Raw genomic sequence first — 25,860 nt, 5'->3', positions numbered from 1 at the left:
AAGTGCTGCCCGGGCCCCTCGCCCTGCGGGCGCGCCCGATGTGGGCCCTGGAGGGCGTGCCGCTCCTCGGATCGCCCGGGGGCGCGCCGCGGGTCGATCTGCCCCGCGCGGGCTGGGCTAAGGCCGAGATCGCGGCTGCTCTCGACCGCGTCGACGCCTCGCTCGAAACCTCCTCCTGAGCTGCGTCCGGGCTCCTTCCGGAGCGCATGTCGTTAACGGTAACGATTGGATAACGAGGAGCCGTCTCCGGTTTGGCGCACGGCTTCAGATGTCGTACGCTGGTCCTGCGCCAATGAGGGCGATAACTCCATCCGATTTCGTTAACGCTAACGAGTCGGAGGTAACAAACTCCGGGCACGCTGACGTGTTTCGGTACCCAAGGGGTGAGACGTGACGAACTTGCTTGAGTTGAAGGGGATCTCCAAGACCTTCCCCGGCGTGAAGGCGCTGTCCGACGTGGACCTCGACCTTCGCGCTGGAGAGATCCTGGGGCTCTGCGGAGAGAACGGCGCCGGTAAATCGACGCTCATGAAGGTTCTCACCGGCATCCACAAGGCGGATCCGGGCGGCGAGATCTGGCTCCAAGGCGAAAAGGTCGACCTCAAGGGGCCGAACCACGCCCGGGACCTCGGCCTGAGCATCATCCACCAGGAGCTCAACATCATCCCCGACCTGACGGTCGCGCAGAACCTGTACATCGGTCGCGGCGGCTCCCACAGGGGCAGCTACATCAACGATCGCAAGCTCATCAAGAACGCCGCCGCGCTCTTCGAGCGCCTCAACATGGACCTCAATCCGACCGACGTCTGCCGCGACCTCACCGTCGCGCGCCTGCAGATGCTCGAGATCGCCAGGGCCCTGTCCTACGAGTCGACGAAGATCCTCGTGATGGACGAGCCCACGGCTCCGCTCACGACGACCGAAACGGAGTCCCTCTTCACCCTGGTCCGCAACTTCATCACCCCGGAGACCGGCCTCATCTTCATCACGCACCGCATGCCCGAGCTCAAGGAGCTGACGGATCGCATCTCGGTGCTGCGCGACGGCCAGTACGTCGGCACGGTCGAAACCGCGACGACGCCGCTGTCCGAGGTCATCCGCCTCATGGTCGGCCGCGAGGTGCCCGCCGACGCCCGTCCGACCACGAAGCCCCTCTCGGAGGAGGCCGTCCTCAAGGTCGAGCACCTCTCGACGAAGAAGGCCGTGCACGACGTGTCCTTCGAAGTGAAGAAGGGCGAGATCTTCGGATTCGCGGGCCTCGTCGGCGCCGGTCGCACCGAGGTCGCCCGCGCCCTGTCGGGCGCCGACCCCCACACGAGCGGGGATGTCTACATCCACGGCAAGAAGGTGCGGATCCGCACCGCTGCGGACGGCGTGAAGAACGGCATCGGCTACCTGTCCGAGGACCGCAAGCAGTACGGCCTGCTCCTCGACAAGACGATCGCCTTCAACACCGGCCTGGCCGCGATGGAGCAATTCACGACCGCGAGCGTCATCAACGCGAAGAAGATCGAGGCCGTCGCGAAGGAATACGTCGAGAAGCTGCGCACGCGCACGCCCAGCGTCAACGTGGACGTCCGCTCCCTCTCCGGCGGCAACCAGCAGAAGGTCGTCATCGCGAAGTGGCTCGCGAAGGACTCCGACATCCTCATCTTCGATGAGCCGACCCGAGGCATCGACGTCGGAGCGAAGGACGAGATCTACACGCTCCTCGAAGAACTCGCCAAGCAGGGCAAGGCCATCATCGTGATCTCGTCGGAACTTCCCGAGGTCCTCCGGCTCGCGAACCGCATCGCAGTCATGGCCCACGGCCGCATCATCGGCACCCTCGACAATGAGGAAGCCACCCAGGAAAACATCATGGAACTGGCCACCGTCGGTCAGGAACAAGCGAATGGAGTAGTCGCGTGAGCACTGACGCCACCAAGGCGGCCAAGCCCACCAGCCCGGTGGCCGCCTTCATCAAGTCCAACATGCAGCTCGTCATGGTGATCATCGCCCTGGTCATCATCTACGCGTACTTCATGTTCGCCGCCCCGAACTTCGCGCAACCCAAGATCTTCACCGACATCCTCCTCCAGGCCGCATACACGGGCGTCATGGCCCTCGGCGCGACTTTCGTCATCGCGACCTCCGGCATCGACCTCTCCGTCGGCACGGGCATGACCCTCGTCGCAGTCATGGCGGGCGTCTTCCTCTCCGGCGACTTCCTCAACCTGCCGCTCGGCCTCGGCCTGATCCTCGTCCTCCTCTTCGGAGCCTTCGTCGGACTCATCAACGGCGTCAACGTGTCGGTCCTCGGCCTTCCCCCCTTCATCGCGACACTCGCGATGATGATGGTGGCCCGCGGCCTCGCGCTCATCATCTCCGACAAGTCCACGATCTCCATCGCGAACACGGACTACATCGCCCTGTCGACGGGGAACCTCATCCCCGGCATCTCCAACGCAGCGCTGATCTTCATCCTCCTCACGGTCCTGGCCGCCTTCCTCATGAACAAGACCCTCCTCGGCCGCTACGCCCTCGCGATCGGCTCGAACGAGGAGGCGACCCGCCTCTCCGGCGTCAACGTCCGCCTGTGGAAGGTCGTCATCTACGTCACCGCCGGCGTCTTCATGGCCATCGGCGCGATCCTCTACTCGGCCCGCTTCGGCTTCGTCCAGCCCGCCGAAGGCGTCGGCTTCGAACTCAACGTCATCGCGGCGACCGTCATCGGCGGCACCTCGCTCTCCGGCGGCCGCGCCTCCATCCCCGGCGCCCTCGTCGGCGCGCTCATCATGGAGACCCTCAAGAAGGGCCTGACGATGATGGGCGTCGCCTCCGAATGGCAGCTCGTCGTCACCGGTATCGTCGTCCTCCTCGCAGTCTTCATCGACAACGTTCGCCGCGCTCGCGAGAACGCCGCCTGATCCCAGAGATCTTTCCCCCAACGGACATCGCCGTCCACACAAAGAATCGGGAAGACATCCGTCGACCCGAACCCATGAAAGGAAAACACATGCGCCCCATCGGACGTATCGTCGCCGTCGCCGCCGCCGGCACCATGGCACTCGGCCTCGCCGCGTGCTCGACCTCCACCGACACGAGCAAGCCCGCTGAAGAAGCGGCCTCGGGCACCACCGCAACCACCGAGGAAGCGGCCGAAGAGTCGACCGACGTTCCCAAGGGTGATGGCACCAAGACCATCTACCTCGTCTCCAAGGGCTTCCAGCACCGCTTCTGGCAGGCCGTCAAGGAAGGCGCTGAGCAGGCGGGCGAGGAGTTCAACTACAAGGTCGAATTCGTCGGTCCCGATGACGAGACCAAGGTGACCCAGCAGCTCGACCAGCTCACCGCCGCCCTCGACACCAAGCCCGCCGCCATCGGCCTCGCCGCCCTCGACACGGGCGCCGCCTCCTCGATCCTCGACCAGATCAAGGCCGCGGAGATCCCGCTCGTCGCCTTCGACTCCGGCGTCGACTCCGACCTCCCGCTCACCACGGTGTCGACCGACAACTACGCCGCCGCCGAAGAAGTCGCCAAGCACATGATCGAGCTGCTCAAGGACAAGACCGGCTCCGTCGGCCTCATCTGCCACGACGCCACCTCGCAGACCGGCAAGCAGCGCTGCCAGGGCTTCAAGGACTACTTCGCGAAGAACGCCCCCGAGGGCCTCAAGCTCCTCGACGAGCAGATCGCCGGTGAGGTCGGCAAGGCCGCCGACACCTCGAAGGCCATCATCCAGGCGAACTCCGACATCGTCGGCATGTACGGCTCGAACGAGGCCGCCGCGACCGGCGCCATCCAGGGCGCCAATGAGTCCGGCAAGACCCTCACGGTCGTCGGCTTCGACTCCGGCAAGACCCAGATCGCCGCGATCAAGGACGGCTCGCAGGCCGGCGCCATCACCCAGGCCCCGAAGCTCATGGGCTACAAGACCGTGACCGCCGCGATCCAGGCCATCAACGGCATCGCCCTCCCGAAGACGATCGACTCCGGCTTCTACTGGTACGACAAGTCCAACATCGAAGACCCGACCATCGCTCCTAACCTCTACGAGTGAGGCATGACGGCCGGGGGCGGGTCCACGACCGGGCCCGCCCCCGCCTGCGCCCTCGGCCACAACAGACGCTCATCCAGTCCCCGACTGGGCGAACACGGACGACACATCGAAACTGAAGGATTTGGGAATAATGACTGATCACCCTCGTATCGGAATCCGCCCGACCATCGACGGTCGTCGCCGCGGCGTCCGTGAGAGCCTCGAAGAGCAGACGATGGGCATGGCTGAGCGGGTCGCCAAGCTCTTCTCGGAGAACCTCCGCTACCCCGACGGCGCCCCCGTCGAGTGCGTCATCGCCGACACGACCATCGGCCGCGTGAACGAGGCCCAGGCCTGCGCCGAGAAGTTCAAGAAGAACAACGTCGGCCTCACCCTCACCGTCACCCCCTGCTGGTGCTACGGCACCGAAACGACCGACATGGACGCGACCATGCCGCACGCGATCTGGGGCTTCAACGGCACCGAGCGTCCGGGCGCGGTCTACCTCGCCGCCGCCCTGGCCGGCCACGCCCAGATCGGCATCCCCGCCTTCGGCATCTACGGCAAGGACGTCCAGGACAGCGACGACGATTCGATCCCCGAGGACGTGCGCCAGCGCCTGCTCGACTACGCGACCGCGGGCCTCGCCGTCGCCCAGATGAAGGGCAAGTCCTACCTCTCCATGGGCTCGGTGTCCATGGGCATCGCGGGCTCGGTCGTCAACCCCGACTTCTTCGGCGCCTACCTCGGCATGCGCAACGAGTACATCGACATGTCCGAGTTCACCCGTCGCATCGACGAGGGCATCTACGACCACGAGGAGTACGAGAAGGCCTACGCCTGGATCCGTGAGAACCTCACCCAGGGCGAGGACTTCAACATCCCCGAGGAGCAGTTCCCCGAGAAGTACGAGGAGTGGTGGAAGTTCACCACGAAGATGACCCTCATCGGCCGCGACCTCATGAACGGCAACCCGAAGCTCGCGGAGATGGGCTTCGAAGAAGAGGCCGGCGGTCACGGCGCGATCGCGGCGGGCTTCCAGGGACAGCGCCAATGGACCGACCACTTCCCCAACGGCGACGTCATGGAGACGCTGCTCAACACCAACTTCGACTGGAACGGCCCGCGCCAGCCCAACGTCCTCGCCACCGAGAACGACTCGCTGAACGGCACCTCGATGCTGTTCAACTACCTCCTCACGAACACGCCGCAGATCTTCTCCGACGTGCGCACCTACTGGAGCCCCGAGTCGATCGAGCGCGTGACCGGCTGGAAGCCCGAAGGCCGTGCGGCGGTCGGCCTCCTCGACCTGCGCAACTCCGGTTCCACCACGCTCGACGGCGCGGGCCTGTCCCTGCGCGACGGCGAGAACGTCATCAAGCCCTGGTGGGAGATCACCGAGGAGGACGAGAAGGCCGCTCTCGCAGCGACCACCTTCCACCCGGCGGCCACCGGCTACTTCCGCGGCGGCGGCTTCTCGACCCACTTCCGCACGGCGGGCGAAATGCCCGTGACGATGTGCCGCGTCAACCTCGTCGCCGGCCAGCCGGTCATCCAGATCGCTGAAGGCTGGACGGTCGAGCTGCCCGACGAGGTCGCGACCCTCATCGAGGAGCGCACCGACCGTGCGTGGCCGACCACCTGGTTCGTCCCGAACCTCACGGGCGAAGGCGCCTTCAAGTCCGTCTACGACGTGATGAACAACTGGGGCGCCAACCACGGTGCGATCACCTACGGGCACATCGGCGCCAAGCTCATCACCCTGGCCTCGATGCTCCGCATCCCGGTGAACATGCACAACGTCCCCGAAGAGCAGATCTTCCGCCCCAAGGCCTGGTCGCTCTTCGGCACCGAATCCCTCGAAGCCGCGGACTACCGCGCCTGCGAGAAGTTCGGACCGCTGTACCGCTGACACCCGAGGTGGGCGGGCCGCTCGGCCCGCCCACCCTGGGCCCGTCCAGGCCCGCCCAGGGGCTGCTCAGCGCCCTCGATCCCGATCAGCTCCTCGACCGATCCTCCCGCCCCGCAGCCCCGACGGCTCTCACACGAGCCAGCCCCCGAATCTTCTGGCGCGTTTCAAGGAAGAGCCGCGCCCTCGACACTGATGTCGCCCCGAATCCGGAAGGAAGATAGATGACCACCGCACTCGCCGTCGACCTCGGTTCCGCTTCCGGACGCGTGCTCGCAGGCACGATCGTCGACGATCGGATCGAGGTCACCGATATCCATCGCTTCAAGCACCAGGCGATCCGCAAGGACGGCTCCCTGATCTGGGACGTCGACACGATGCTGGAGGAGACGATCATCGGCCTGCGCAAGGCCGTCGAACTCTTCCCCGATTCCGTGTCCGTCTCCGTCGACACCTGGGGCGTGGACTTCGTCCCTCTCGATGAGGATGACGAGCGTGTCGGCGAGGCGCGCGCGTACCGGGATGAACGCACGACCCGCACCCTCGAGCGCTTCCGCGAGCTCGTCGACGACCGGGCCTTCTTCGACATGTCGGGCAATCAGCCCGCGACGATCAACACGGCGAACCAATTGGTGGCCTTCCGCCTCGAGGACCCCGAGCTGGCGGCGCGCACCAGGCGGATCCTCTTCCTACCCGACTATTTCGCCTTCCGCCTCAGCGGAGTCAAGGGCTGGTCGCGCACCATCGCCTCCACTTCCGGCCTGTGCGAGCCGGGGGCCCGGCGATTCAACGACGAGATGTTCACCCGGCTCGGCATCGAGCGCTCGTGGGTCGGGGAGCTCGATGAGGACCTCACGGTCGTCGGCCCCTGCACCGTTCCCGGCCTCGAGCGCCTCACGGTCGTTCGCGGGGGCGCCCACGATTCGGCCTGCGCGGTCCACGGCCTGCCCATCGACGAGGGCGTGCGCGCCTACTTCCTCTCGGCCGGGAGCTGGTCGGTCCTCGGCGCGATCGAGGCCGCCCCGATCATGTCGGATGCCGCGTATGAGATCGGCTTGACGAATGAGGGGCGGACCGATGGGGGAGTCCGTCCGCTGTTCAACATCACGGGCATGTGGATCCTCCAGGAGATCCAGCGCCAGTGGGAGCGCGAGGGCACGCCCACCGACACCGATGAGCTCGTCGCCCAGGCGCGCGCTTGCGCGCCCTGCACCCACTTCTTCGATCCCGATGATCCGCGCTTCGCCGAGCCCGGGGAGATGCAGCAGAAGATCGATGCGGCGCTCGATGAGCAGGGCGCTCCGCATCCGAGTTCGATGCCGGAGTACGTGCGGCTCATCATCGAGTCCTTCGCCAGGCGCTACGCCCGAGCCGTCGACGACCTGGCCCGGATCTCCGGGACGCGGCCCGACCAGCTCAACATCGTCGGCGGAGGTTCGCGCAACCGCCTCCTGTGCGATCTGACGGCCCGGCTCGCCAAGGTGCGCGTGGTCGCCGGCCCGATCGAGGCCTCGACCCTGGGATCGCTCCTCGCGCAGCTCGAGATCCTCGGCCATCTCAACCCCGCCGACCGTCCGTCGATCATCGCCGCATCCGCGAAGACCCATGTCCACACGCCGGCTCGCGACTAAGAAGGTCTCCCTCGCGGACGTCGCCGAGCTCGCCGGAGTCTCGACGAATACCGTCTCGCGCGTCGTCCGCGGGGATCCGGAGGTGGCGGACGCGACGCGCAAACGGATCACGACCCTCCTCAACGAGGTCGGGTACCGTCCGAACTACGCTGCGCGGGCGCTCGCGGCCAAGCGGACCGGCGTCCTGCACGTCCTCCTCGCGGCGCCGATGTTCCACGGCCACGGGCGGGTCCTGCTCTCGGTGCTCAACGCCGGTTCCGAGGCGGGCTATCACGTCTCACTCTCCAACGCCTACCGCGCGGACGGGAGCCTCGGATCCGATGTCGCGCCTTTCGACGTCGATGCGGTGGTCATCCTGGCCGGCCAGGATCCGACCGTCGAACTCGCCGTTGACATCGGCAAACGCGTCCCCACCGTGCTCGTCCTCACGAGCGAGAAGGGGCTCGACGGGATCTCGACCGCCGCGATCGACAATGTGAAGGGCGCGCGCCTGGCGACGCAGCACCTGCTCATGCAGGGCGTGAGCGACATCATCCACGTCGCGGGGCCCTCGGGATGGTCCGATGCCGCGATGCGCAAGCAGGGGTTCCTCCAAGCGTGCGACGAGTACGGCGTCCAGGGGCGCGTGATCGAATCGCAGTCGTGGAACTCCCAGGACGGATACGACGTCATGGGCTCGGTTCGGCGCCTTCCCGAGGCGGTCCAGACCGCGAACGACCAGCTCGCCCTCGGCGCCATGCGCCTCATCCACGAACGCGGGGCCGAAGTGCCCGGGGATGTCAAAGTCGTCGGCTTCGACGACATCGACGGCGCGGACTGCTATTCGCCCCCGCTGACGACGATCCGCCAGCCCTTCGACCGTCTCGGCCGGACCGCGGTGAGGATCGCCCGATCCATGATCGAGGGCGGCCCGACCGAGGACGTCACCATCGACCCGGAACTCGTCATCCGCGCGAGCTCTACTTTGTGAAAGGACAGTGCACATGATCTACGGCGCTCTTACGCACCCCCAGCTCCTGCGGGCTCTCGCCGCGGCCGGACACGGATCCAAGATCCTCCTCGCCGATGCGAACTACCCGCACACGACCGGTGTGAATCCGAGGTGCGAGCTCGTCTCCTTGAACTTCGCGCCGGGCATGCTCGACGTCATCCAGATCACGGAGGTCCTCAAGCAGGTCTGCCCGATCGAGAAGGCGGAGATCATGGTCCCCGCGCCCGACGCCGAGCAGGTGGAGATCCCGATCCACGACGAGTTCAAGGCGCTGCTGCCCGATACCGAGTTCGCGGAGCTGTCGCGTTTCGACTTCTACGATGCGGCGCGTTCGGAGGATGTCGGCATCATCATCGCGACCGGTGAGCAGCGCCTCTACGGGAATCTGCTCCTCACCGTGGGCGTCCGTCAGCCGGGGGAGTGACGCGCGAGGGGCGGCTGCCGATGAATCGGACAGCCGCCTGAGCAGCAGCTGCAACAACTCGGACATTGGTCGACTTTCGCAGCCGGATTCGGCTCGAAAAGGCGTCCGGTGTCCGAGTTGTCGCCTTATGTTCATCAGAGAGCCTGCATCACCGCCCGATTCGGCCTTCGAACATGTGCGCATGGACACATGCTCCTCTTGAGATTTTTCGTTTTCCTCCCTAAACTCACTCGAAGAGAAAGCGAATCGACAAAGATTCGAAAATCACGGAGAGGTGATCGCAGGTGGGCCGAGCCGAGAGGACCAGCTTCATCCTCGATACTCTCGCCAGGGACGGCGAAGTATCGGTTTCGACCCTCGCCGAGGCCCTCGACGTCTCCCCCGTGACGATCCGCACCACGCTCAAGGAGCTCGAAGACGAGGGCTACCTCGTCCGCACGCACGGCGGCGCACGGCCCACCGCCTACCGCAACATCCGCCTGCGCCAGAACGACCGCATCGCCGAGAAGGAGCGGATCGCCCGCGCCGCAGCCGAAATGGTCCGCGATGACGACCGGATCATGATCGAAGCGGGCACCACCTGCTCGCTCGTCGTCAAGTACCTCACCGCCCGGCGCGGCATCCAGATCGTCACGAACTCGCTCCTCGTCTTCGCCAACGCCCGTCCCAATCCGAACATCGACGTGACGCTCACGGGCGGCCGCTTCCACGCGGAGACCGAATCCCTCATCGGCCCCGTCACCGAACGGGCTCTCAACGCCTTCAACGCGCGCCTCGTCTTCCTCGGCACCGACGGCTTCGGCGTCGATCGGGGCCTGACCACGCAGCTCGCCGAAGGAGGGCATGTGGGCACGCTCATGCGGGCCCGCGCCGAAGAGACGTGGTGCCTCGCCGACTCGTCCAAGTACGGGCGGGCCGGCTTCGTCAGCTTCATGGGGATCGAGGACGTCACCGGGATCATCACCGATGGCGGCCTCCCCGAAGAATCCATCAAGGAATTGACCGAGCGCACGCGCGTGCGCCTCGTCTAGGAGGAAACACATGGCCGCCATCGTGGTGATGCCTCAGCTGGGCAACTCTGTGGAGTCCTGCATTATCGTCGAGTGGCTGATCAAGGAGGGCGACGAGGTCGCCGTTGACCAGACGCTGTGCTCGATCGAGACCGACAAGTCCACCATGGAGGTCCCCAGCACCGAAGCGGGCACCGTCCTCAAGCTCCTGTGGGAAGAGGGCGACGAGGTCCCGGTCAAGGACCCGCTCATCATCGTCGGCGCCCCCGGCGAGGACGTCTCCGCCCTCGTCCCCGGTTCCGAGGGCGGGGCCGAAGCGCCCGCCCAGGCCGAAGCGGAAGCCGCTCCGAGCCTCGAGGAAGCCCCCGCCCCCTCCTTCGCGACCGCCGCCGCGACCGGCGCGGTCTCGCCGCGCGCCCGGGCGCTCGCGGGCGCCAAGGGCATCGACGTCTCCGCCATCGCCGAGGGCTCCGGACCGCACGGCCGCGTCATCGAACGCGATGTTCAGGCCGCGATCGCCGCGGGCCCGGCCTACACCTCCGCCGCCCAGCACATCGGCGGAACGGCCGAGACCGGCACCGGCCTCGGCGGGCGCGTCACCACCTCCGACCTCGCCCGTCCCGCGGCCGAAGCCCCCGCGGCCGTCGCGGCCCCCGCGCTCGCGATCCCCGCGGCCGACTTCCCGGGCGCCTCCACTTCCGAGAAGCTCAAGGGCGTCCGCAAGGTCGTCGCCCAGCGGATGATGGCCTCGCTCGCCCAGAGCGCTCAGCTCACCCTCAACACCTCCGCGAAGGCCGACGGCCTGCTCGCGATGCGCAAGAAGTTCAAGAACTCGGACGAGTCCCTCGGCCTGAGCCGGATCACCCTCAACGACCTGGTCTGCTACGCGGTCGTCAAGGTCCTCCCGAAGTACCCCGTGTTCAACTCCCACCTCGAGGACGGCGTCCTGACGACCTTCGAGCAGGTCCACCTCGGCTTCGCCGCCGATACCCCCCGCGGCCTCCTCGTCCCGGTGATCCGCTCGGCCCAGTCGCTCACCCTCAAGCAGTTCTCCGCGGAGGCCAAGCGCCTCGGCGCCGCGGCGAACGAGGGCGCCCTGTCGCCCGACCACCTCAGCGGCGGAACCTTCACCGTGTCGAACATCGGCGCCTTCGGCATCGAATCCTTCACGCCCGTCATCAACCTGCCCCAGACCGCGATCCTCGGGGTCGCGGCGATCACGCCGCGCCCCGTCGTGAACGCCGACGGCACCATCGGAGCCGAGCAGCGCATCGGGCTGTCCCTCACGATCGACCACCAGGTCATCGACGGCGCCGACGGCGCCCGATTCCTCAAGGACCTCGTCGCCGCGATCGAGAACATCGACATCACGGTCCTCGCCTGAGAGCCCCTCGAAGGAGAAAACAATGACTGAAACCCATTTCGACGTCATCATCCTCGGCGCGGGCCCCGGCGGATACCTCGCCGCGGAGCGCCTCGGCCATGCCGGCAAGAAGGTCCTCCTCATCGAGGAGCAGTACCTCGGCGGCACCTGCCTCAACGTCGGCTGCATCCCGACGAAGACCCTGCTCGCCGGGGCGAAGAACTACCTCCACGCCAAGGAGGCCGGCCAATTCGGGGTCGACGTCACCGGCGTCACCCTCGACTGGGCGCGCCTGCAGGCCTGGAAGGACCAGGTCGTCAAGGGCCTCGTCTCCGGCGTCGCGGCCACTGAGAAGCGCGCCGGGGTCACCGTCGTCAACGCCCGCGGGCACTTCGACGGCCCGGGGCGCGTGAGCGCCGAGGGCGTTCAGTACACCGCCGAGCACGTCATCATCGCGACCGGCTCGGTCCCCGCGGTCCCGCCGATCCCGGGAGCCAAGGACAACCCCGCGGTCGTCGACTCGACCGGCATCCTGTCCCTGCCCGAGGTGCCGGGGCGCCTCGCCGTCATCGGCGGCGGCGTCATCGGCGTCGAGTTCGCCTCCCTGTACGCGACTCTCGGCTCCGAAGTCACGGTCATCGAGATGACCCCCGAGATCCTCCCCTTCATGGATGACGACATGGCCGCGAAGATGCGCAAGGCGATGAAGGACATCACCTTCGAGCTCGGCTGCCGCGTCGAATCCCTCGACGGCGCCACGGTCCACTACTCCAAGGGCGAGGAGAAGAAGTCCATCGAGGCCGACGTGGTCCTCATGGCCGTCGGCCGGCGCTCGGCGACCTCAGGCTGGGGAGCCGAAGAAGCCGGACTCGAGATCAACCGCGGCATCGTCGTGGACGACTGCATGCGCACGAACCTGCCCAACGTCTGGGCGATCGGCGACGTCACCGGCCGCTCGCTCCTGGCCCACGCCGCCTACCGCATGGGCGAGATCGCCGCCGCCAACATCTGCGACCCCGAAGCCGCCAAGCGCGGCGAGGTCATGCGCTGGAGCACCGTGCCGTGGGCCGTCTACTCCAACCCCGAAGCGGCGGGCGTCGGCCTCACCGAGTCGGCGGCGAAGAAGGAGGGCCGGGAAGTCCTCGTCGGCAAGGTCCCGGCGCAGATGTCCGGCCGCTTCATCGCGGAGAACGGCTTCAAGGCCCCCGGCGAGGCGAAGATCCTCGTCGATCCGGGGACCCACCAGATCCTCGGCATCCACGTCCTCGGCGCCTACGCCGCCGAGATGATCTGGGGCGCGCAGGCCGTCCTCGAGATGGAACTCACCGTCGAAGACCTCCGGCAGCTCGTCTTCCCCCACCCCACAGTTTCCGAAGTCATCCGCGAAGCGGCCTGGGCCGTCAAGCTCTGAAACCCCACCGAGAAAGAAGCAAGCCAACATGACGAAGTCACTCATCGTCGATCCCGCCAAGGTGCGTGCGGCCGGCCGCGTCGAGTTCCCCGAGGTCCCCGTCAACCAGTACGCCTTCGACCTCGACACCGAGCTCGGGCGCTACGGCCGTGACGGCATGGTCAACATGCTCCACGACATGATCGTCGTCCGGACCTTCGAATCGATGCTCGACTCGATCAAGAAGACCGGCGAATGGCAGGGCATCGCCTACAACCACAAGGGCCCGGCCCACCTCGGCATCGGTCAGGAATCCGCCTACGTCGGCCAGGCGGCCGTCCTCACCCCCGATGACCAGGTCTTCGGATCGCACCGCTCGCACGGCGAGATCCTCGCCAAGTGCTACTCCGCGATGCGCCAGATGCCGGCCGACCGGCTCGAGGCGATCATGAAGGACTTCCTCGGCGGCGAGACCCTCTCCTTCGCCGAGAAGATCGACTACGCGGACACCGCCGAGCTCACCGAGAACTTCATCCTCTTCGGCGCCCTCGCCGAGATCTTCGCCCGCAAGGCGGGCTTCAACCGCGGCCTCGGCGGTTCGATGCACACCTTCTTCCTGCCCTTCGGGTCCTACCCGAACAATGCGATCGTCGGCGGCTCCGCCCCGGTCGCCAACGGCGCGGCCCTCTTCAAGCGGATCAACCGCAAGCCCGGCATCGTCGTCTCCAACGTCGGCGACGCCGCGCTCGCCTGCGGCCCGGTCTGGGAGGCCATGAACTTCGCCGCCATGGACCAGTTCCGCACGCTGTGGCGCGAGGAGGACGGCGGCAACCCGCCGATCCTGTTCAACTTCTTCAACAACTTCTACGGCATGGGCGGCCAGACCTTCGGCGAGACCATGGGCTACGACATCCTCGCCCGCGTCGGCGCGGCCCTCAACCCCGAGGCCATGCACGCCGAGCGCGTCGACGGCATCAACCCCCTCGCCGTCGCCGATGCGGTCTCCCGCAAGAAGAAGATCCTCGAGGAGGGCCGCGGCCCCGTCCTCATGGACACCATCACCTACCGCTTCTCGGGCCACTCGCCCTCGGACGCGTCCTCGTACCGCACGAAGGAAGAGGTCGAGCTCTGGGAGAACGTCGACTGCATCAAGGAGTACTCCGAGCTCCTCATCTCCAACGGCCTGACCACGCAGTCCGACATCGACGACTACAGCGCGGCCCTCACCGAGAAGCTCGTCAAGGTCCTCAAGCTGGCGATCGATGAGGAGAACTGCCCGCGAGTCGCCGACGGCTACATCGATACCGTGATGTTCTCCAACACCCCCACGGAGAAGATGGCCGAGGGCGAGGCCGAGATCGACCTCGCCGACAACCCGCGCGTCAAGGCCCTCGAGAAGAAGGTCCGCACCGCCTTCGATGAGAACGGCAAGCCGGTCTCGAAGATGAGGATGTACCAGTTCCGCGACGGCCTCTTCGAAGCGATGCTCCACCGCTTCAAGGAGGACCCGACGATGGCGGCCTGGGGCGAGGAGAACCGCGACTGGGGCGGCGCATTCGCCGTCTACCGCGGCCTCACCGAGGCCCTGCCGTACCGCCGCCTCTTCAACTCGCCGATCGCCGAGGCCTCGATCGTCGGCGCGGGCGTGGGCTACGCGATGGCCGGCGGCCGCGCGGTCGTCGAGCTCATGTACTGCGACTTCCTCGGCCGAAGCGGCGACGAGGTCTTCAACCAGATGGCCAAGTGGCAGTCGATGTCCGCCGGCCTGCTCAAGATGCCGCTCGTCCTGCGCGTCTCCGTCGGCAACAAGTACGGCGCCCAGCACTCCCAGGACTGGTCGGCCCTCACTGCCCACATCCCCGGCCTCAAGGTCTACTTCCCGACCACGCCGACCGATGCGAAGGGCATGCTCAACCTCGCCCTGCGCGGCACCGACCCGGTCGTCTTCTTCGAGTCCCAGCTCCTCTACGACAAGGGCGAGGAGTTCGAGCCCGGCGGCGTTCCCGAGGGCTACTACGAGACCCCCGAGGGCGAGCCGGCGATCCGCCGCGAAGGCACCGACATCACGATCGCGGGCTACGGCGCCACGATCTACCGGGCCCTCGAGGCCGCCGACATCCTCCAGGAGAAGTACGGCATGAGCGCCGAGGTCATCGACCTGCGCTTCGTCGCCCCGCTCAACTACGACAAGCTCATCGCCTCGGTGAAGAAGACCGGCCGCCTGCTCCTGACCTCGGATGCGGTCGAGCGCGGCAACTTCCTCCACACGGTCGCCGGCAACGTCCAGACCCTCGCCTTCGACGCCCTCGACGCGCCGATCGCGATCGTCGGCTCGCGCAACGGCATCACCCCGGGCCCCGAGTTGGAGTCCTACTTCTTCCCCCAGCCCGAGTGGATCATCGATGCGATCCACGAGCGCATCGTCCCGCTCCCGGGGCACGTGCCCTCCACCAACCAGACCGAGGGCGAGATCGCCCGTCGTAACCGCCTCGGTCTGTGAGGCCTCCCGGCGGGCGGGCTCGACCTGCCCGCCGGGCCCCGCCCTCGTCCCACTTCCCCGCGCGGACCCGCCCTCGTCGCCCAGGACCGGGCTCGCTCCGCGCACACGTCAACCCCCACGCTCACGAGGAACCGATGGACGCCACCAATGACGCGCGCCTGACCCAGGCAGAGCGCCTCGAAGCCCTGAAGGCCGCGATCCGAGGCGAGGCCTTCCCCGATTGGGTCGCCGAATCGAACAACCACATTCACACGTGCTACTCCTTCAGCCCCTACACGCCGACGGAGGCCGCGCTGCGCGCCCGTCGCGCAGGGCTGCGCGTCGTCGGCTCGGTGGACCACGATTCCATCGGAGCCGCGGCCGAGATGACCGCCGCCTGCCGCGCCCTCGGCATGGGGTCGGTCACCGGCTTCGAGATCCGGGCCTTCTTCGACCCGGACGGCCCCTTCGCGACCCGCAAGCTCAACAATCCGGACTCCGAGGGCATCGCCTACATGACCGTGCAGGGCGTTCCCGCCCCCGCGCGCGAGAAGGTCGCCGAGTGGCTCGCGCCGAAGCGCGCCGCACGCCTCGAACGGACCCTGAAGATGGCCGCCGCCGCGAACGGGATCCTCGAAGGGCTCGGCCTCGATCCCTTCGACCCGCAGGCCGACATGGTCGGCATCTCCCAGTACGACAACGGGGGCGGCATCACCGAGCGCCATCTGCTCGCCGCGATGGCGACCTCGCTCATCAAGGGCTTCGGCCGCGGCCCCTCCCTGGTCGAGGGCCTGGAGAAGATGGGGGTTTCGATTCCCCCCACCCTGGTCGGCGCCCTCGGCGACGCCGACAACCCGCACCTCATGTTCGACCTCCTCGGCCTGCTCAAGGCCGAATACCTCGATCGGATCTACATCCAGCCCGGCGACGAGCTCCCGACGGCCGCCGAGGTCGTCGCCTTCGCCGATTCGATCGGCGCGATCGCCACTTACGCCTACCTCGGCGACGTGTCGGCCTCGCCCACGGGCGACAAGAAGGCCGAGAAGTTCGAGGACGAGTTCCTCGACGAGCTCTTCGAGAAGCTGGAGGAGCTCGGCCTGCGCGCCGTCACCTACATGCCGCCGCGCAACACCGCCGCCCAGCTCGCGCGCATCCACGAGCTCGCGCTCAAGCACGGCATGCTCGAGATCTCCGGCGTCGACATCAACCAGCCCCGCCAGCAGTTCAACTGCCCCGAACTGCGCGCCCCCGAGTTCGCCGACCTCAACGAGGCGACGTGGGCGATGGTCGCCCACGAGGCCCTGAGCTCCATCGACCCCGGGCTCCACCTGCTCGGCTCGGGGCGCATGAGCCCCGAACGCCTGGCCGAGCGCATCGCGGACTACGCCCCCCTGGGCCGCGCGATCGCCGATGGCGCCGACCCCGCAGAACTCGCCGCAACGGCCCCCAGGGCCTGAGCGGTCACGCACAGTACTCCGGCCGATCATCGCTGTCGGCCCGCCATGGAAGGACACATCATGACTCATGCGCCCCTCGTCAGGGGACTCTTCCTGGGTGCGCTCGCCCGCCCGGTGATCGTCCGCGCCACGCAGGCTCCCGCGGCCCTCGACCTCGGCGACGATCCGCGCGCCATCGACCCCGCCTCCCTGGCCGGGACCGATCTGCCCGTCGTCGTCTCCGTCGGAGGCGAGACCTATGAGGTCACCGGCCAGGCCGTTTCCGACCGGGCCATCACCGGCCGCGTCGCCCTCGTCACCGGCGGGGCGCAGGGCTTCGGCGCAGAGATCGCCAAGGGCCTGGTCGACCAGGGCTGCTTCGTCTACATCGCCGACCTCAACGCCGAGGGCGCGAGCGCGAAGGCCGCCGAACTCGGTGAACTCGCCCACCCGATCGCCGTCAACGTGGCCGACGAGGACTCGGTTTCGGCGATGGTCGAAGAGATCGAGCGCGTCACGGGCGGTCTCGACCTCGTCGTCTCGAACGCGGGCATCGTCCGCGCCGGCTCCGTCCTCGAGCAGGACACCGCCGCCTTCCGCCTGTCGACCGACATCAACTACGTCGCCTTCTTCCTCGTGACGAAGCACTTCGGCGGCCTCCTGGCCCGTCAGTACGAGACTTCGGGCGGATGGCTCACCGACATCATCCAGATCAACTCGAAGTCCGGACTCGTCGGCTCGAACAAGAACGCCGCCTACGCGGGCTCGAAGTTCGGGGGCATCGGCCTCGTCCAGTCCTTCGCCCTCGAGCTCGTCGAGCACGGCGTGAAGGTGAACGCGATCTGCCCGGGCAACTTCTACGACGGGCCGCTGTGGTCCGACCCGGTCAAGGGCCTCTTCGTCCAGTACCTCGAGTCGGGCAAGGTCCCCGGCGCGACGACCGTCGAAGAGGTGAAGGAGGCCTATGTCTCGAAGGTCCCGATGCGCCGCGGTGCGAACGGACTCGACGTGCTCCGCGCGATCTTCTACCTCGTCGAACAGGCCTATGAGACCGGCCAGGCCCTGCCGGTGACCGGCGGCCAGGTCATGCTCAACTGACGCTCGAGCGCCGACCGGCCATCGGGCGGCGCGCACCCGACAGGCGATACCGCCCCCACCTCCAAGCGAAGGACGCGACATGCCCACCTATCCCGAATCGCAGTACGCAATCCAGATCGTCGGCAAGGACGAGTTCATCGTCAACGATCGCAAGCCGATCGATCCGGTCGGCCCGCATCAGATGATGCTCGAGGTCGAGGCCTGCGGTATCTGCTTCTCCGATACGAAGCTCCTCCACCAGTTCGATTCGCACCCGCGCAAGTCGGAGGTGATCGCGGGCATCGATCTCGAGGCCCTCGCTGAAATCCCCGGCTATCGCCCCGGAACCCAGCCGACGACCCCCGGGCACGAGCCTGTCGCCCGCGTCGTCGAGGTCGGTGAGAAGGTCACGCACTTCAAGGTCGGCGACCGCGTCCTCGTCCAGGCGGACTGGAAGCACCTGCGGACCGCGAAGTCGAACGGGGCCTTCGGGTACAACTTCGACGGCGCCCTCGAGGAGTTCGTCGTCGTCGACGAGCGCTGCGTCGTATCGCCCGAGGGCGAGGAGTTCCTCATCCACGTCAGCGATGGCCCCTCGGCGGCGGCCGTCGGCCTCATCGAGCCCTGGGCGACGGTCGAGGGCTCCTACGCGTGGGCCGAACGCGATCACATCGCCGACGGGGGCGCGCTCCTGGTCGTGGGCGAGGGCTCCGTCGATTCGCTGACGGCCGAGCACGCCCCCGCCTCGGTGGAGCGCGTCGAGGCCTCCGTGGCGGCGCTCGACGCCCTCGAGGGCCGGGCCTTCGACGACATCGTCGCCTTCACCGCCGATCCCGAGGTCATCGAGAAGGCGTCGCTGCTGCTCGGGACCCGCTCGGTGATGTGCGTCGTCCTGAACGGCGGGACGATCTCCCGGAAGGTGTCCTTGGACATCGGCCGCGTCCACTACGACTTCATCCGCTTCTGCGGCACGACCGGGTCGGACCCGGCGGAGGGCTACGCGTGGATCCCCGCCAACGGCGATCTGCGCGAGAACGACAAGTGCGCCTTCATCGGCGCCGCGGGCCCGATGGGCGTCATGCACACGATGCGCGCCGTCACCTCGGGCGTGCCCGGGCTCAGCGTGGTCGGCACCGACCTGTCGGATGAACGGCTCGAGAACCTCAAGAAGGTCGTCGGCCCGACCGCCGAGGAGAACGGCGTGCCCCTCGAGATCCTCAACACCTCGACGAGCCCCCTCGAGTACGGCTACACCTACGTCACCTGCCTGGTGCCCGTGCCGCCTCTCGTCTCCCAGGCCGTCGACATGTGCGCCGAGGGCGCGATCCTCAACGCCTTCGCCGGCATCCCGGCGGGGACCTTCGGCGACTTCGACCTCCAGGGCATCATCGAGCGCAGGATCTTCATGCTCGGCACCTCCGGCTCGGATGTGTCCGACATGCGCACGGTCCTGCGCAAGATCGAGGCGGGGATCATCGACACGACGATCTCCCTGTGGGCGGTCACCGGCATGGCCGGTTTCGGCGATGCGATCAACGCGGTGATGGATCGGACCTCGGGCGGCAAGATCATGGTGTTCCCGAAGCTCCACGATCTCGGTCTGACGCCGGTGTCCGAGCTCGCCGAGAAGTTCCCCGAGGTCGCGGCGAAGCTGGAGAACGGTCTGTGGACAAAGGCGAGCGAGGAGGCGCTGCTCGCGACGGCGAAGTGAACGTCAGCGTCTGAGCCTTCAACCTGAGCCTTAACGGCGCCTTCGGCCCCGTCCTCCTTGAGCGAGGGCGGGGCCGAAGGCTTCGCAGGACGGGTGGGAAGCGCGCTATCTCAAGAAGAGGGCTTCGACGAGGAGTTCGAGTTCGGAGGAGAGCGCCCGCTCGGCGAGGATCCTCGACATCTGCACCGGGTGGTCGGTGATGACCCCGTCGGCGGATGAGGCGGCGAAGCGGCGCATCGAGTCCTCGGAGTTGACGGTCCAGACGAAGACCTTCTTGCCGACGGCGTGCGCCGATTCGACGAGGGATTCGGAGAAGACCCCTTCTTCCATCACGAGGTGGTCGGAGGGGATGCCCTCGGGGCTGCCGAAGGAGAAGAAGTAGAGGTAGCCGGTCGCGAGCTCGGGCCGGGTCGTCTCGATGGTGCGGATGAGGTCGAGACTGAGCGAGAGGAGGACGACCTGATCCGTCATGCCCCGAACCCGGACCATCTCGGCGACGTCCTCGGCCATGCGGCGATCCGCCGTGGCGCCTTTGAGTTCGATGAACAGCCCGATGCGGTCCTTCGCGGCGTCGAGCATCTCCTCCAGGGAGGCGACGGGGCGCGAGGGGGAGCCTGGGGTGAAGGCATTGGCGATCGAGAGTGAGCGGATCTCCTCCAGGGTCATTTCTTGCGTCGAAGAGGATCGTCCCGCGACGCGCGAGAAGGTGCTGTCGTGATTGATGACGTAGCGGCCGTCGCGGGTTCGCTGGACGTCGATCTCCGCCCAGGCCACGCCCTCGCGGATCGCTCCTTCGAGGCCGGCGAGCGAGTTCTCCGCGTCGAGGTCGCCGCCCGCGCGGTGGGCGACGATCTGTATCTTCTCGCCGCCGCTCGTGCCCCTCGCTTCGACGCTGAGCGCCCCGGATGCGAGGAGCGCGCAGGAGGCGGTGAAGAGGATGAGGGCGGAGGAGGAGAGCGCGAGGAGGGACCTCAGGGCGCGGCCTCCGCTCGGCCGTGGGGCCCTTGCGGTACGAGGGGTGATCTCAGGGGTTTCGTTGCAGGCGAAGCGCCGGACGACCACGCGGAGCTGGAGGGGGACTGCGATGAGGAGCAGGAGGAGCGGCAGGCCCGTGAAGAGGCCGCTGAGGAAGAGCAGGGAGAATCGCTCGAGGGCGGAGGATGCGGGGAAGAAGGAGACAAGCAGACCAGTCGCCCCCGCTGCGAGGCCGCTGAGGAGCAGGGCGCCGAGAACGAAGGGGGCTGCGAGGATCAGGGCGTCGAGGAGGAGGCCTTTCCAGTCGGCGCTGACGAAACGGATCGAGGCGAGCATCGCGCGGCCGGGGGTGAGGTTCTTCATGAGCATCGCGGGGATCGTCGCGATGAGGAGGAATGCGAGAAGGGCGATCGTGATGAGGGCGGCCCCGTAGAGCGCGGAATGGAGGCGGTTGCCGGCGATCGCCTCGGTGATGAAGGCGGGGACTTCGAGCCAGTCGAGCGCCTCGATTCTCGGTCCGATCCGCACGAGCGGCGCGATGACGAGGATGTAGGGGACGAGGAGCAGGGCGCTCGGGTGGAGGAGGCGGGGGAAGGTCTTGAGCGCCGAGAGCAGGAGGGCCCGCGCGTTCGGAACGGGTCTTCCTTCGAGGCGGGCCTGAGCGGCGACGACGTAGGCGACGACGTCGAGAACGAGGAGGAGGGCCGCCAGGAGGAGGGAGAGGAGGATCGCCGCGAAGCCCGGGGCGCTCAGCAGGAAGCCGCGCGCGTCCCCGGAGGTGAATGCGGCCCGTCCGCTTCTCGCGAGCAGGAAGGTGAGGGCGACCCGGTACGCGGGGAGGAGGATGAGCAGCGCGATCGATTTGGAGAGCACGATGTAGCGCAGGTAGAGCCACAGATCGTCACTGAGACCGCGGAAGAGGAGGGGCAGTCGCTCGGGGTGTCGACGTGCTTTCGAGGAGGGGGACGTGTGCGGCACGGGCGTTTCTCTCCGGGTGGGTGAGGTGAGGGCGGGCCTCGATGCTACTCGAGGACGATGATTCCTGGCGATCGTCTTCGTCGAGGGCGATCGTGATCGCTCCTCGTGAAACGGCCCCGTCCTCGTCGACGAGGGCGGGGCCGTTGAGGGCTTCAGCGGGCGGAGGTCCGTGTCATCGCCCTGAGCCGGGGTTCACTGCCAGTAGTCGAGCTTCTCGGTGATGCCGATGTCCGCCGAGTGGAAGACCGGGTCCTTGCCCTCGCGGCGCTGCTTGACGTAGTCGTTGGCGGCGTCGAAGGCCTTCTTGCCGAGGATGAGGATGACGGGCAGGTTGATGAACGCCATGAGGCCCATGAGGATGTCGCCGATGTTCCAGGCGAGGGCGAACTCGAGGAGGGCGCCCGCGAAGACCAGGAGCGAGGCGACGGCCCGGAAGACCTGGAGCGCCCAGATCGGGATCTGGCGGTCGCCGGCGAGGAAGCGGAGGTTGACCTCCGCGTAGTAGAAGTTGCCGATGATCGTCGTGAATCCGAAGAGGAGCAGGGCGAAGGAGGTGAAGGGCACGGCGAATCCGCCCAGGGCCGTCGCCATCGACTGGGCGACGAGGGGGGCGCCTTTGAGTTCCTCACTGCCTTGAACGCCGGAGGAGAGGATGACGAAGGCGGTGATCGTGCAGATGATCATCGTGTCGATGAACACGGAGAGCATCTGGACGAGGCCCTGCTTGACCGGGTGCGAGACGGAGGCGGTGGCTGCGGCGTTCGGCGCGGAACCGACACCGGCCTCGTTGGAGTAGAGGCCGCGCTTGATGCCGTGCATCATCGCAGAGCCCGCGAAGCCGCCGAAGATCGCCTGGAAGTCGAAGGCGGACGTGAAGATCTGGCCGAACATCGCCGGGATGTTCTGGTAGTTGAAAACGATGACGATGATGCCCGCGATCAGGTAGATGACGGCCATGATCGGCACGAGGACGCCCGCGACGTTGGTGAGGCGGCGGGTGCCGCCGAAGATGGAGATCGCCATCGCGATGGCGAGAACGCCGCCGAGGAGGTAGGGGGTCCACGAGGCGTGGAACCAGGAGTACTGGGTGAAGGCGTCGACGACGTTGAAGGAGGCGAGCATGTTGAAGCCGCCCATGTAGGTGAGGATGAGGGCGATGGCGAATACGACTGCGAGCCAGCGCTGTTTGAGGGCGATCTGGATGTAGTAGGCCGGGCCGCCGATGGAGTGGTCGTCCTTGCCGTACCCGCGCTTCTTGTAGATCTGGGCGAGGGTCGATTCGACGAAGGCGGAGGCGCCGCCGAGGGTTGCGATGACCCACATCCAGAAGACCGCGCCCGCGCCGCCCAGTGCGATGGCCGTTCCGACGCCCGCGATGTTGCCGATGCCGACGCGCGAGGCGGTCGAGACCATGAGGGCGCGGAAGGAGGAGACCTCGTCCTTCTCGTGGGGCGGTTCGGTGACGACGCGAACGGCTTCGCGGAACATCCGCAGCGGCAGGGCGCGTGAACGGATGAAGAAGTAGAGTCCCGCGCCGATGAGGAGGGTCACGAGGATGTAGGTGTAGAGCGCGTCGGAGACGAGTGTGAGGTAGCCGTTGATGATGTCGCTCAAGGTTTTCGGTTCAGAAGACATGATCGATCTCTTGACTGAAGATGGGGGTCGCCGGAGCTGTGGCGACGATGACCCGCTTACTGTACCGGAATGGTCAAGGGCGGGTCACGTTTTTCCATTTCGATGGCCATAGGCGCTCTTGCCTTTGGTCATTTCTTCATTGATGAGGGCGAGGCTGTCCGGGATCGGGGTCAGGCGAGCGAGAGGAAGAGCCTTTCGAGTTCGCCCACCTTCTCGCGGGTGTCGTCCTCGTTGAGGCAGTCGCGCATGGCGCCGGAGATGATGGAGAAGCCCGCGCGCTGGAGGGCGGAGTTGACGGCCGCGAGCTGCGTGACGACGTCGCGGCACTCCTTCTCCTCTTCGACGGCGCGGATGACCGCGTCGAGTTGGCCGCGTGCGCGCTTGAGCCGGTTGAGGACTTTGCGCCTTGCGGCTTCGCGTTCCGCTTCGTCGTCCTGGGGGAGGGGGGACTCGATGTTCACTGCTGATGCTCCTTCGCGGTGCGGTCGTCTCCTGGTGGCGGTGCGTGGGATCCTCTGCGCGAGCCCTTGCCGGAAGAATACCCCCGGGGGTATGGTCTTCTCAAGATCGTCACCGACTTGAAGGAGTCGAAGGACTCATGAACACCATCGTCGTCATCGGCGGCGTCGCAGCGGGGATGAGTTGCGCCGCCAGGCTGCGCCGCCTCGATGAGAAGGCGCGCATCATCGTCCTGGAGAAGGGCGACGACATCTCCATCGCCTCCTGCGGCCTTCCCTACTTCGTCTCCGGGGAGATCGAGCAAGAGCGCTCGCTCCGGGTCCAGACCCCCGCCTCGATCGGGGCGTCCCTGAACCTCGACATCCGGGTCGGCCATGAGGCCCTCTCCATCGATCGGGAGCGCAGGACCGTGCGAGTCCGATCCTCGGCGGGGGAGGAGGATCTCTCATACGACGCACTCCTCCTCGCGCCCGGCGCGCGCGGAGTCGAGCTCCCCATTCCCGGAATCGGCCTTCCTCAGGTGCGGACGCTGCGATCGATCCCCGATGCCGTCGAGGTGGCGGGAATCGCGAGGAGCGGCGGGCGCGCCGTCGTCATCGGCGCGGGCTTCATCGGACTCGAAGCGGCTGAAGCCCTCGCGATCGCCGGAATGGAGGTCGCCCTCGTCGAGGGGACGGACCATGTCCTTCCCCCCGTCGAAGAAGAGCTCTCCGCCCTCGTCCTCGACGAACTCGAAGGGCTCGGGCTCAAAGTGATCGAATCCGCCCGAGTCACCGGAATCGAAGAAGCCGGGCAGGGCGCGCGCGTCCTCATCGAAGGAGTCGATCCCCTCGAAGCCGATCTCGTCCTCGTCGCAGTCGGCACCCGGCCCCGCTCCGAACTGGCCGAAGCGGCCGGACTCGAGCTCCAGCGAGGGGCCATCGTCGTCGACGAGCGCGGGCGCACCTGCGATCCGAGGATCTGGGCCGCCGGCGATGCCGTCCTCTCCCGCAGCGCGACGACCGGGGCCCTGCGCCCGATCCCTCTCGCAGGGCCCGCCAGCCGTGCGGGCAGGCGGATCGCCGACGACATCATCTCGGTCATCGGGGCCGAGGGCGCAGCGGCTCCCCGTGAAGCGGAGGCCAAGGCGATCGCCGCGCCCCTCGGCACAGCGATCGTCCGGGTCGGACGTCTCCAAGTCGCCATGACGGGGGCGAATTCCCGTGAACTCTCGCAAGCGGGGGTGCCCTTCCGGACGATCCACGCCCACCACAATCAGCACGTCGCCTACTTCCCGGGTGCGCAGATGATGGCGCTCGTCGTCCACGTCGGTGAAGACGGGGCGATCCTCGGCGCGCAGGGAGTCGGCAGGGACGGCGTCGACCGTCGGATCGACGTCCTCGCCACCGCGATCCGAGCGGGCCTCAAGGCGGAGGACCTCGTCGACCTCGACCTCGCCTATTCGCCTCCCTTCGGAGCGCCGAAGGATCCCGTCAACATGGTCGGCATGGTCGCGGAGAATCTGGACTCCGGTCTGCTCGAGCTCTGCTACCCGTGGCAGCTCGAGGACATGCGGCGAAGCCATCTCGTCCTCGACGTCCGCCGACCCGATGAGATCGAGCGCGGGCCCAGGGTTCCGGGGGCCCTCGGAATCGCCCACACCGAACTGCGCGAGCGCCTGGACGAAGTCCGAGAAGCCGCGGGCGGAAGGCCCGTCCTCGTCCACTGCGCCGCCGGAGTGCGCTCCTACCTCGCGCACCGGGTGCTCGCCGAGGCCGGGTTCGCCTCGACCTCGCTCTCGGGCGGAATGAACACTCTCAAAGCATGGGCGAAGCGCCACCCCGGAACGCTCGAGTACTGACGGCTCCCGCGGTGCTCTGCCGTCCCGTGCGTTGCGCTCCGGGTTGCCGGGTGGCGGGTTCCGGCTCCCCGGGCGGCCCTTGCGCCTTCCCGGGCGGCCGGTTCCGCGTGGGGCGCGGGCCGTGAACGGCTACCGCTCGTGAGCGGGCGCAGAACGTGAGCGGACACCGCTCTCGGATGAGCGCAGATGAAGCGCATTCCGATCGCTTCGCATGTGAAACCTGTAATCGAAGGTCATCGATTCCGATCCATAGAAGGTCATCGATTCCGATCCGCGGGGGCGGACCGGAAGAACAAGGAGGAAATGCAATGTGTCGACCAGTGAGCTGCAAGGTCTGCGGAAAGACCACCTGGGCCGGATGTGGCCAGCACGTCGACTCGGTCAAGGCCGGCGTGCCCGCCGGGCAATGGTGTCCGGGGCACACGGAGGAGGAGAAGAGCGCCGCATCGGCGGGTTCTGGATTCTTCTCCTGGCTGACCGGGGGGAGGAAGTAGGAACTCTCGCGGGGGCGCGGCGCACATGCGCCGAGTT

19 protein-coding genes are annotated in these 25,860 nt (G+C 67.3%); 16 read left to right on the top strand and 3 right to left on the bottom strand.

Annotation, left to right across the window (positions count from 1 at the left end; translation table 11 throughout):
* The first annotated feature begins 390 nt into the window (after positions 1-390).
* From ACQY7V_RS03340 to ACQY7V_RS03275, 14 genes are all read left to right on the top strand, one after another.
* A complete protein-coding gene (locus ACQY7V_RS03340; RefSeq protein ID WP_235362071.1) occupies positions 391-1,911 on the top strand; it encodes a sugar ABC transporter ATP-binding protein in 1,521 nt (506 codons plus the stop codon).
* A complete protein-coding gene (locus ACQY7V_RS03335) occupies positions 1,908-2,909 on the top strand; it encodes an ABC transporter permease (protein ID WP_235362072.1) in 1,002 nt (333 codons plus the stop codon). The genes ACQY7V_RS03340 and ACQY7V_RS03335 overlap by 4 nt, the downstream gene beginning before the upstream one ends.
* An 89-nt stretch (positions 2,910-2,998) precedes the next feature.
* Positions 2,999-4,042: an ABC transporter substrate-binding protein gene (locus ACQY7V_RS03330; protein WP_320659962.1), complete on the top strand. Its 1,044-nt coding sequence runs from the start codon at positions 2,999-3,001 to the stop codon at positions 4,040-4,042.
* A 130-nt stretch (positions 4,043-4,172) separates the two neighbouring features.
* A complete protein-coding gene (locus ACQY7V_RS03325) occupies positions 4,173-5,933 on the top strand; it encodes an L-fucose isomerase (protein ID WP_154475140.1) in 1,761 nt (586 codons plus the stop codon).
* A 221-nt stretch (positions 5,934-6,154) separates the two neighbouring features.
* Positions 6,155-7,561, top strand: coding sequence for a rhamnulokinase (locus tag ACQY7V_RS03320; protein WP_428638908.1), 1,407 nt, complete (start codon positions 6,155-6,157; stop codon positions 7,559-7,561).
* Positions 7,536-8,531 (top strand): LacI family DNA-binding transcriptional regulator, encoded by a 996-nt coding sequence (locus ACQY7V_RS03315; protein ID WP_277299335.1) that lies wholly within the window; start codon positions 7,536-7,538, stop codon positions 8,529-8,531. The genes ACQY7V_RS03320 and ACQY7V_RS03315 overlap by 26 nt, the downstream gene beginning before the upstream one ends.
* A 13-nt stretch (positions 8,532-8,544) precedes the next feature.
* Positions 8,545-8,976: an RbsD/FucU family protein gene (locus ACQY7V_RS03310; RefSeq protein ID WP_154475138.1), complete on the top strand. Its 432-nt coding sequence runs from the start codon at positions 8,545-8,547 to the stop codon at positions 8,974-8,976.
* A gap of 284 nt (positions 8,977-9,260) precedes the next feature.
* Positions 9,261-10,007: a DeoR/GlpR family DNA-binding transcription regulator gene (locus ACQY7V_RS03305; protein WP_184451847.1), complete on the top strand. Its 747-nt coding sequence runs from the start codon at positions 9,261-9,263 to the stop codon at positions 10,005-10,007.
* Between the two features lie 10 nt (positions 10,008-10,017).
* Entirely contained in the window at positions 10,018-11,370 is a 1,353-nt protein-coding gene (locus ACQY7V_RS03300; RefSeq protein ID WP_184451849.1) for a dihydrolipoamide acetyltransferase family protein, read from the top strand.
* A gap of 22 nt (positions 11,371-11,392) precedes the next feature.
* Positions 11,393-12,760 carry a dihydrolipoyl dehydrogenase gene (lpdA, locus tag ACQY7V_RS03295; protein WP_303773031.1) on the top strand — a complete coding sequence of 456 codons (1,368 nt, stop codon included), beginning with the start codon at positions 11,393-11,395 and terminating at the stop codon, positions 12,758-12,760.
* A gap of 28 nt (positions 12,761-12,788) precedes the next feature.
* Entirely contained in the window at positions 12,789-15,239 is a 2,451-nt protein-coding gene (locus ACQY7V_RS03290; RefSeq protein WP_154475135.1) for an alpha-ketoacid dehydrogenase subunit alpha/beta, read from the top strand.
* 134 nt (positions 15,240-15,373) lie between these two features.
* On the top strand, positions 15,374-16,675 hold the full coding sequence (locus tag ACQY7V_RS03285) for a PHP domain-containing protein (RefSeq protein ID WP_428638904.1): 1,302 nt from the start codon (positions 15,374-15,376) through the stop codon (positions 16,673-16,675).
* A gap of 60 nt (positions 16,676-16,735) precedes the next feature.
* Positions 16,736-17,752 carry an SDR family NAD(P)-dependent oxidoreductase gene (locus ACQY7V_RS03280; protein ID WP_428638902.1) on the top strand — a complete coding sequence of 339 codons (1,017 nt, stop codon included), beginning with the start codon at positions 16,736-16,738 and terminating at the stop codon, positions 17,750-17,752.
* A gap of 79 nt (positions 17,753-17,831) precedes the next feature.
* Positions 17,832-19,442 (top strand): alcohol dehydrogenase catalytic domain-containing protein, encoded by a 1,611-nt coding sequence (locus ACQY7V_RS03275; RefSeq protein ID WP_428638900.1) that lies wholly within the window; start codon positions 17,832-17,834, stop codon positions 19,440-19,442.
* A 105-nt stretch (positions 19,443-19,547) separates the two neighbouring features.
* On the opposite strand, the gene ACQY7V_RS03270 is transcribed toward ACQY7V_RS03275, so the two are convergent.
* The 3 genes from ACQY7V_RS03270 to ACQY7V_RS03260 form a co-directional block, all read right to left on the bottom strand.
* Positions 19,548-21,395 carry a glycerophosphodiester phosphodiesterase family protein gene (locus ACQY7V_RS03270; protein ID WP_428638898.1) on the bottom strand — a complete coding sequence of 616 codons (1,848 nt, stop codon included), beginning with the start codon at positions 21,393-21,395 and terminating at the stop codon, positions 19,548-19,550.
* A gap of 192 nt (positions 21,396-21,587) precedes the next feature.
* Positions 21,588-23,030 (bottom strand): alanine/glycine:cation symporter family protein, encoded by a 1,443-nt coding sequence (locus ACQY7V_RS03265; RefSeq protein WP_428638896.1) that lies wholly within the window; start codon positions 23,028-23,030, stop codon positions 21,588-21,590.
* Positions 23,031-23,200: 170 nt separating this feature from the next.
* A complete protein-coding gene (locus tag ACQY7V_RS03260) occupies positions 23,201-23,491 on the bottom strand; it encodes a metal-sensitive transcriptional regulator (RefSeq protein ID WP_428638894.1) in 291 nt (96 codons plus the stop codon).
* Between the two features lie 137 nt (positions 23,492-23,628).
* Between ACQY7V_RS03260 and ACQY7V_RS03255 the strand changes: the two genes are divergently transcribed.
* Positions 23,629-25,329, top strand: a complete 1,701-nt coding sequence (locus tag ACQY7V_RS03255; protein ID WP_428638893.1) for an FAD-dependent oxidoreductase — start codon at positions 23,629-23,631, stop codon at positions 25,327-25,329.
* A gap of 308 nt (positions 25,330-25,637) precedes the next feature.
* Entirely contained in the window at positions 25,638-25,823 is a 186-nt protein-coding gene (locus tag ACQY7V_RS03250) for a hypothetical protein (RefSeq protein WP_321082590.1), read from the top strand.
* The last annotated feature ends 37 nt before the right edge of the window (positions 25,824-25,860 follow it).

Origin of the sequence: Schaalia sp. (assembly GCF_050312375.1) — a bacterium.
Taxonomy (GTDB): Bacteria; Actinomycetota; Actinomycetes; order Actinomycetales; family Actinomycetaceae; genus Pauljensenia; species Pauljensenia hyovaginalis.
This window is presented reverse-complemented; position numbering and strand designations above follow the sequence as displayed.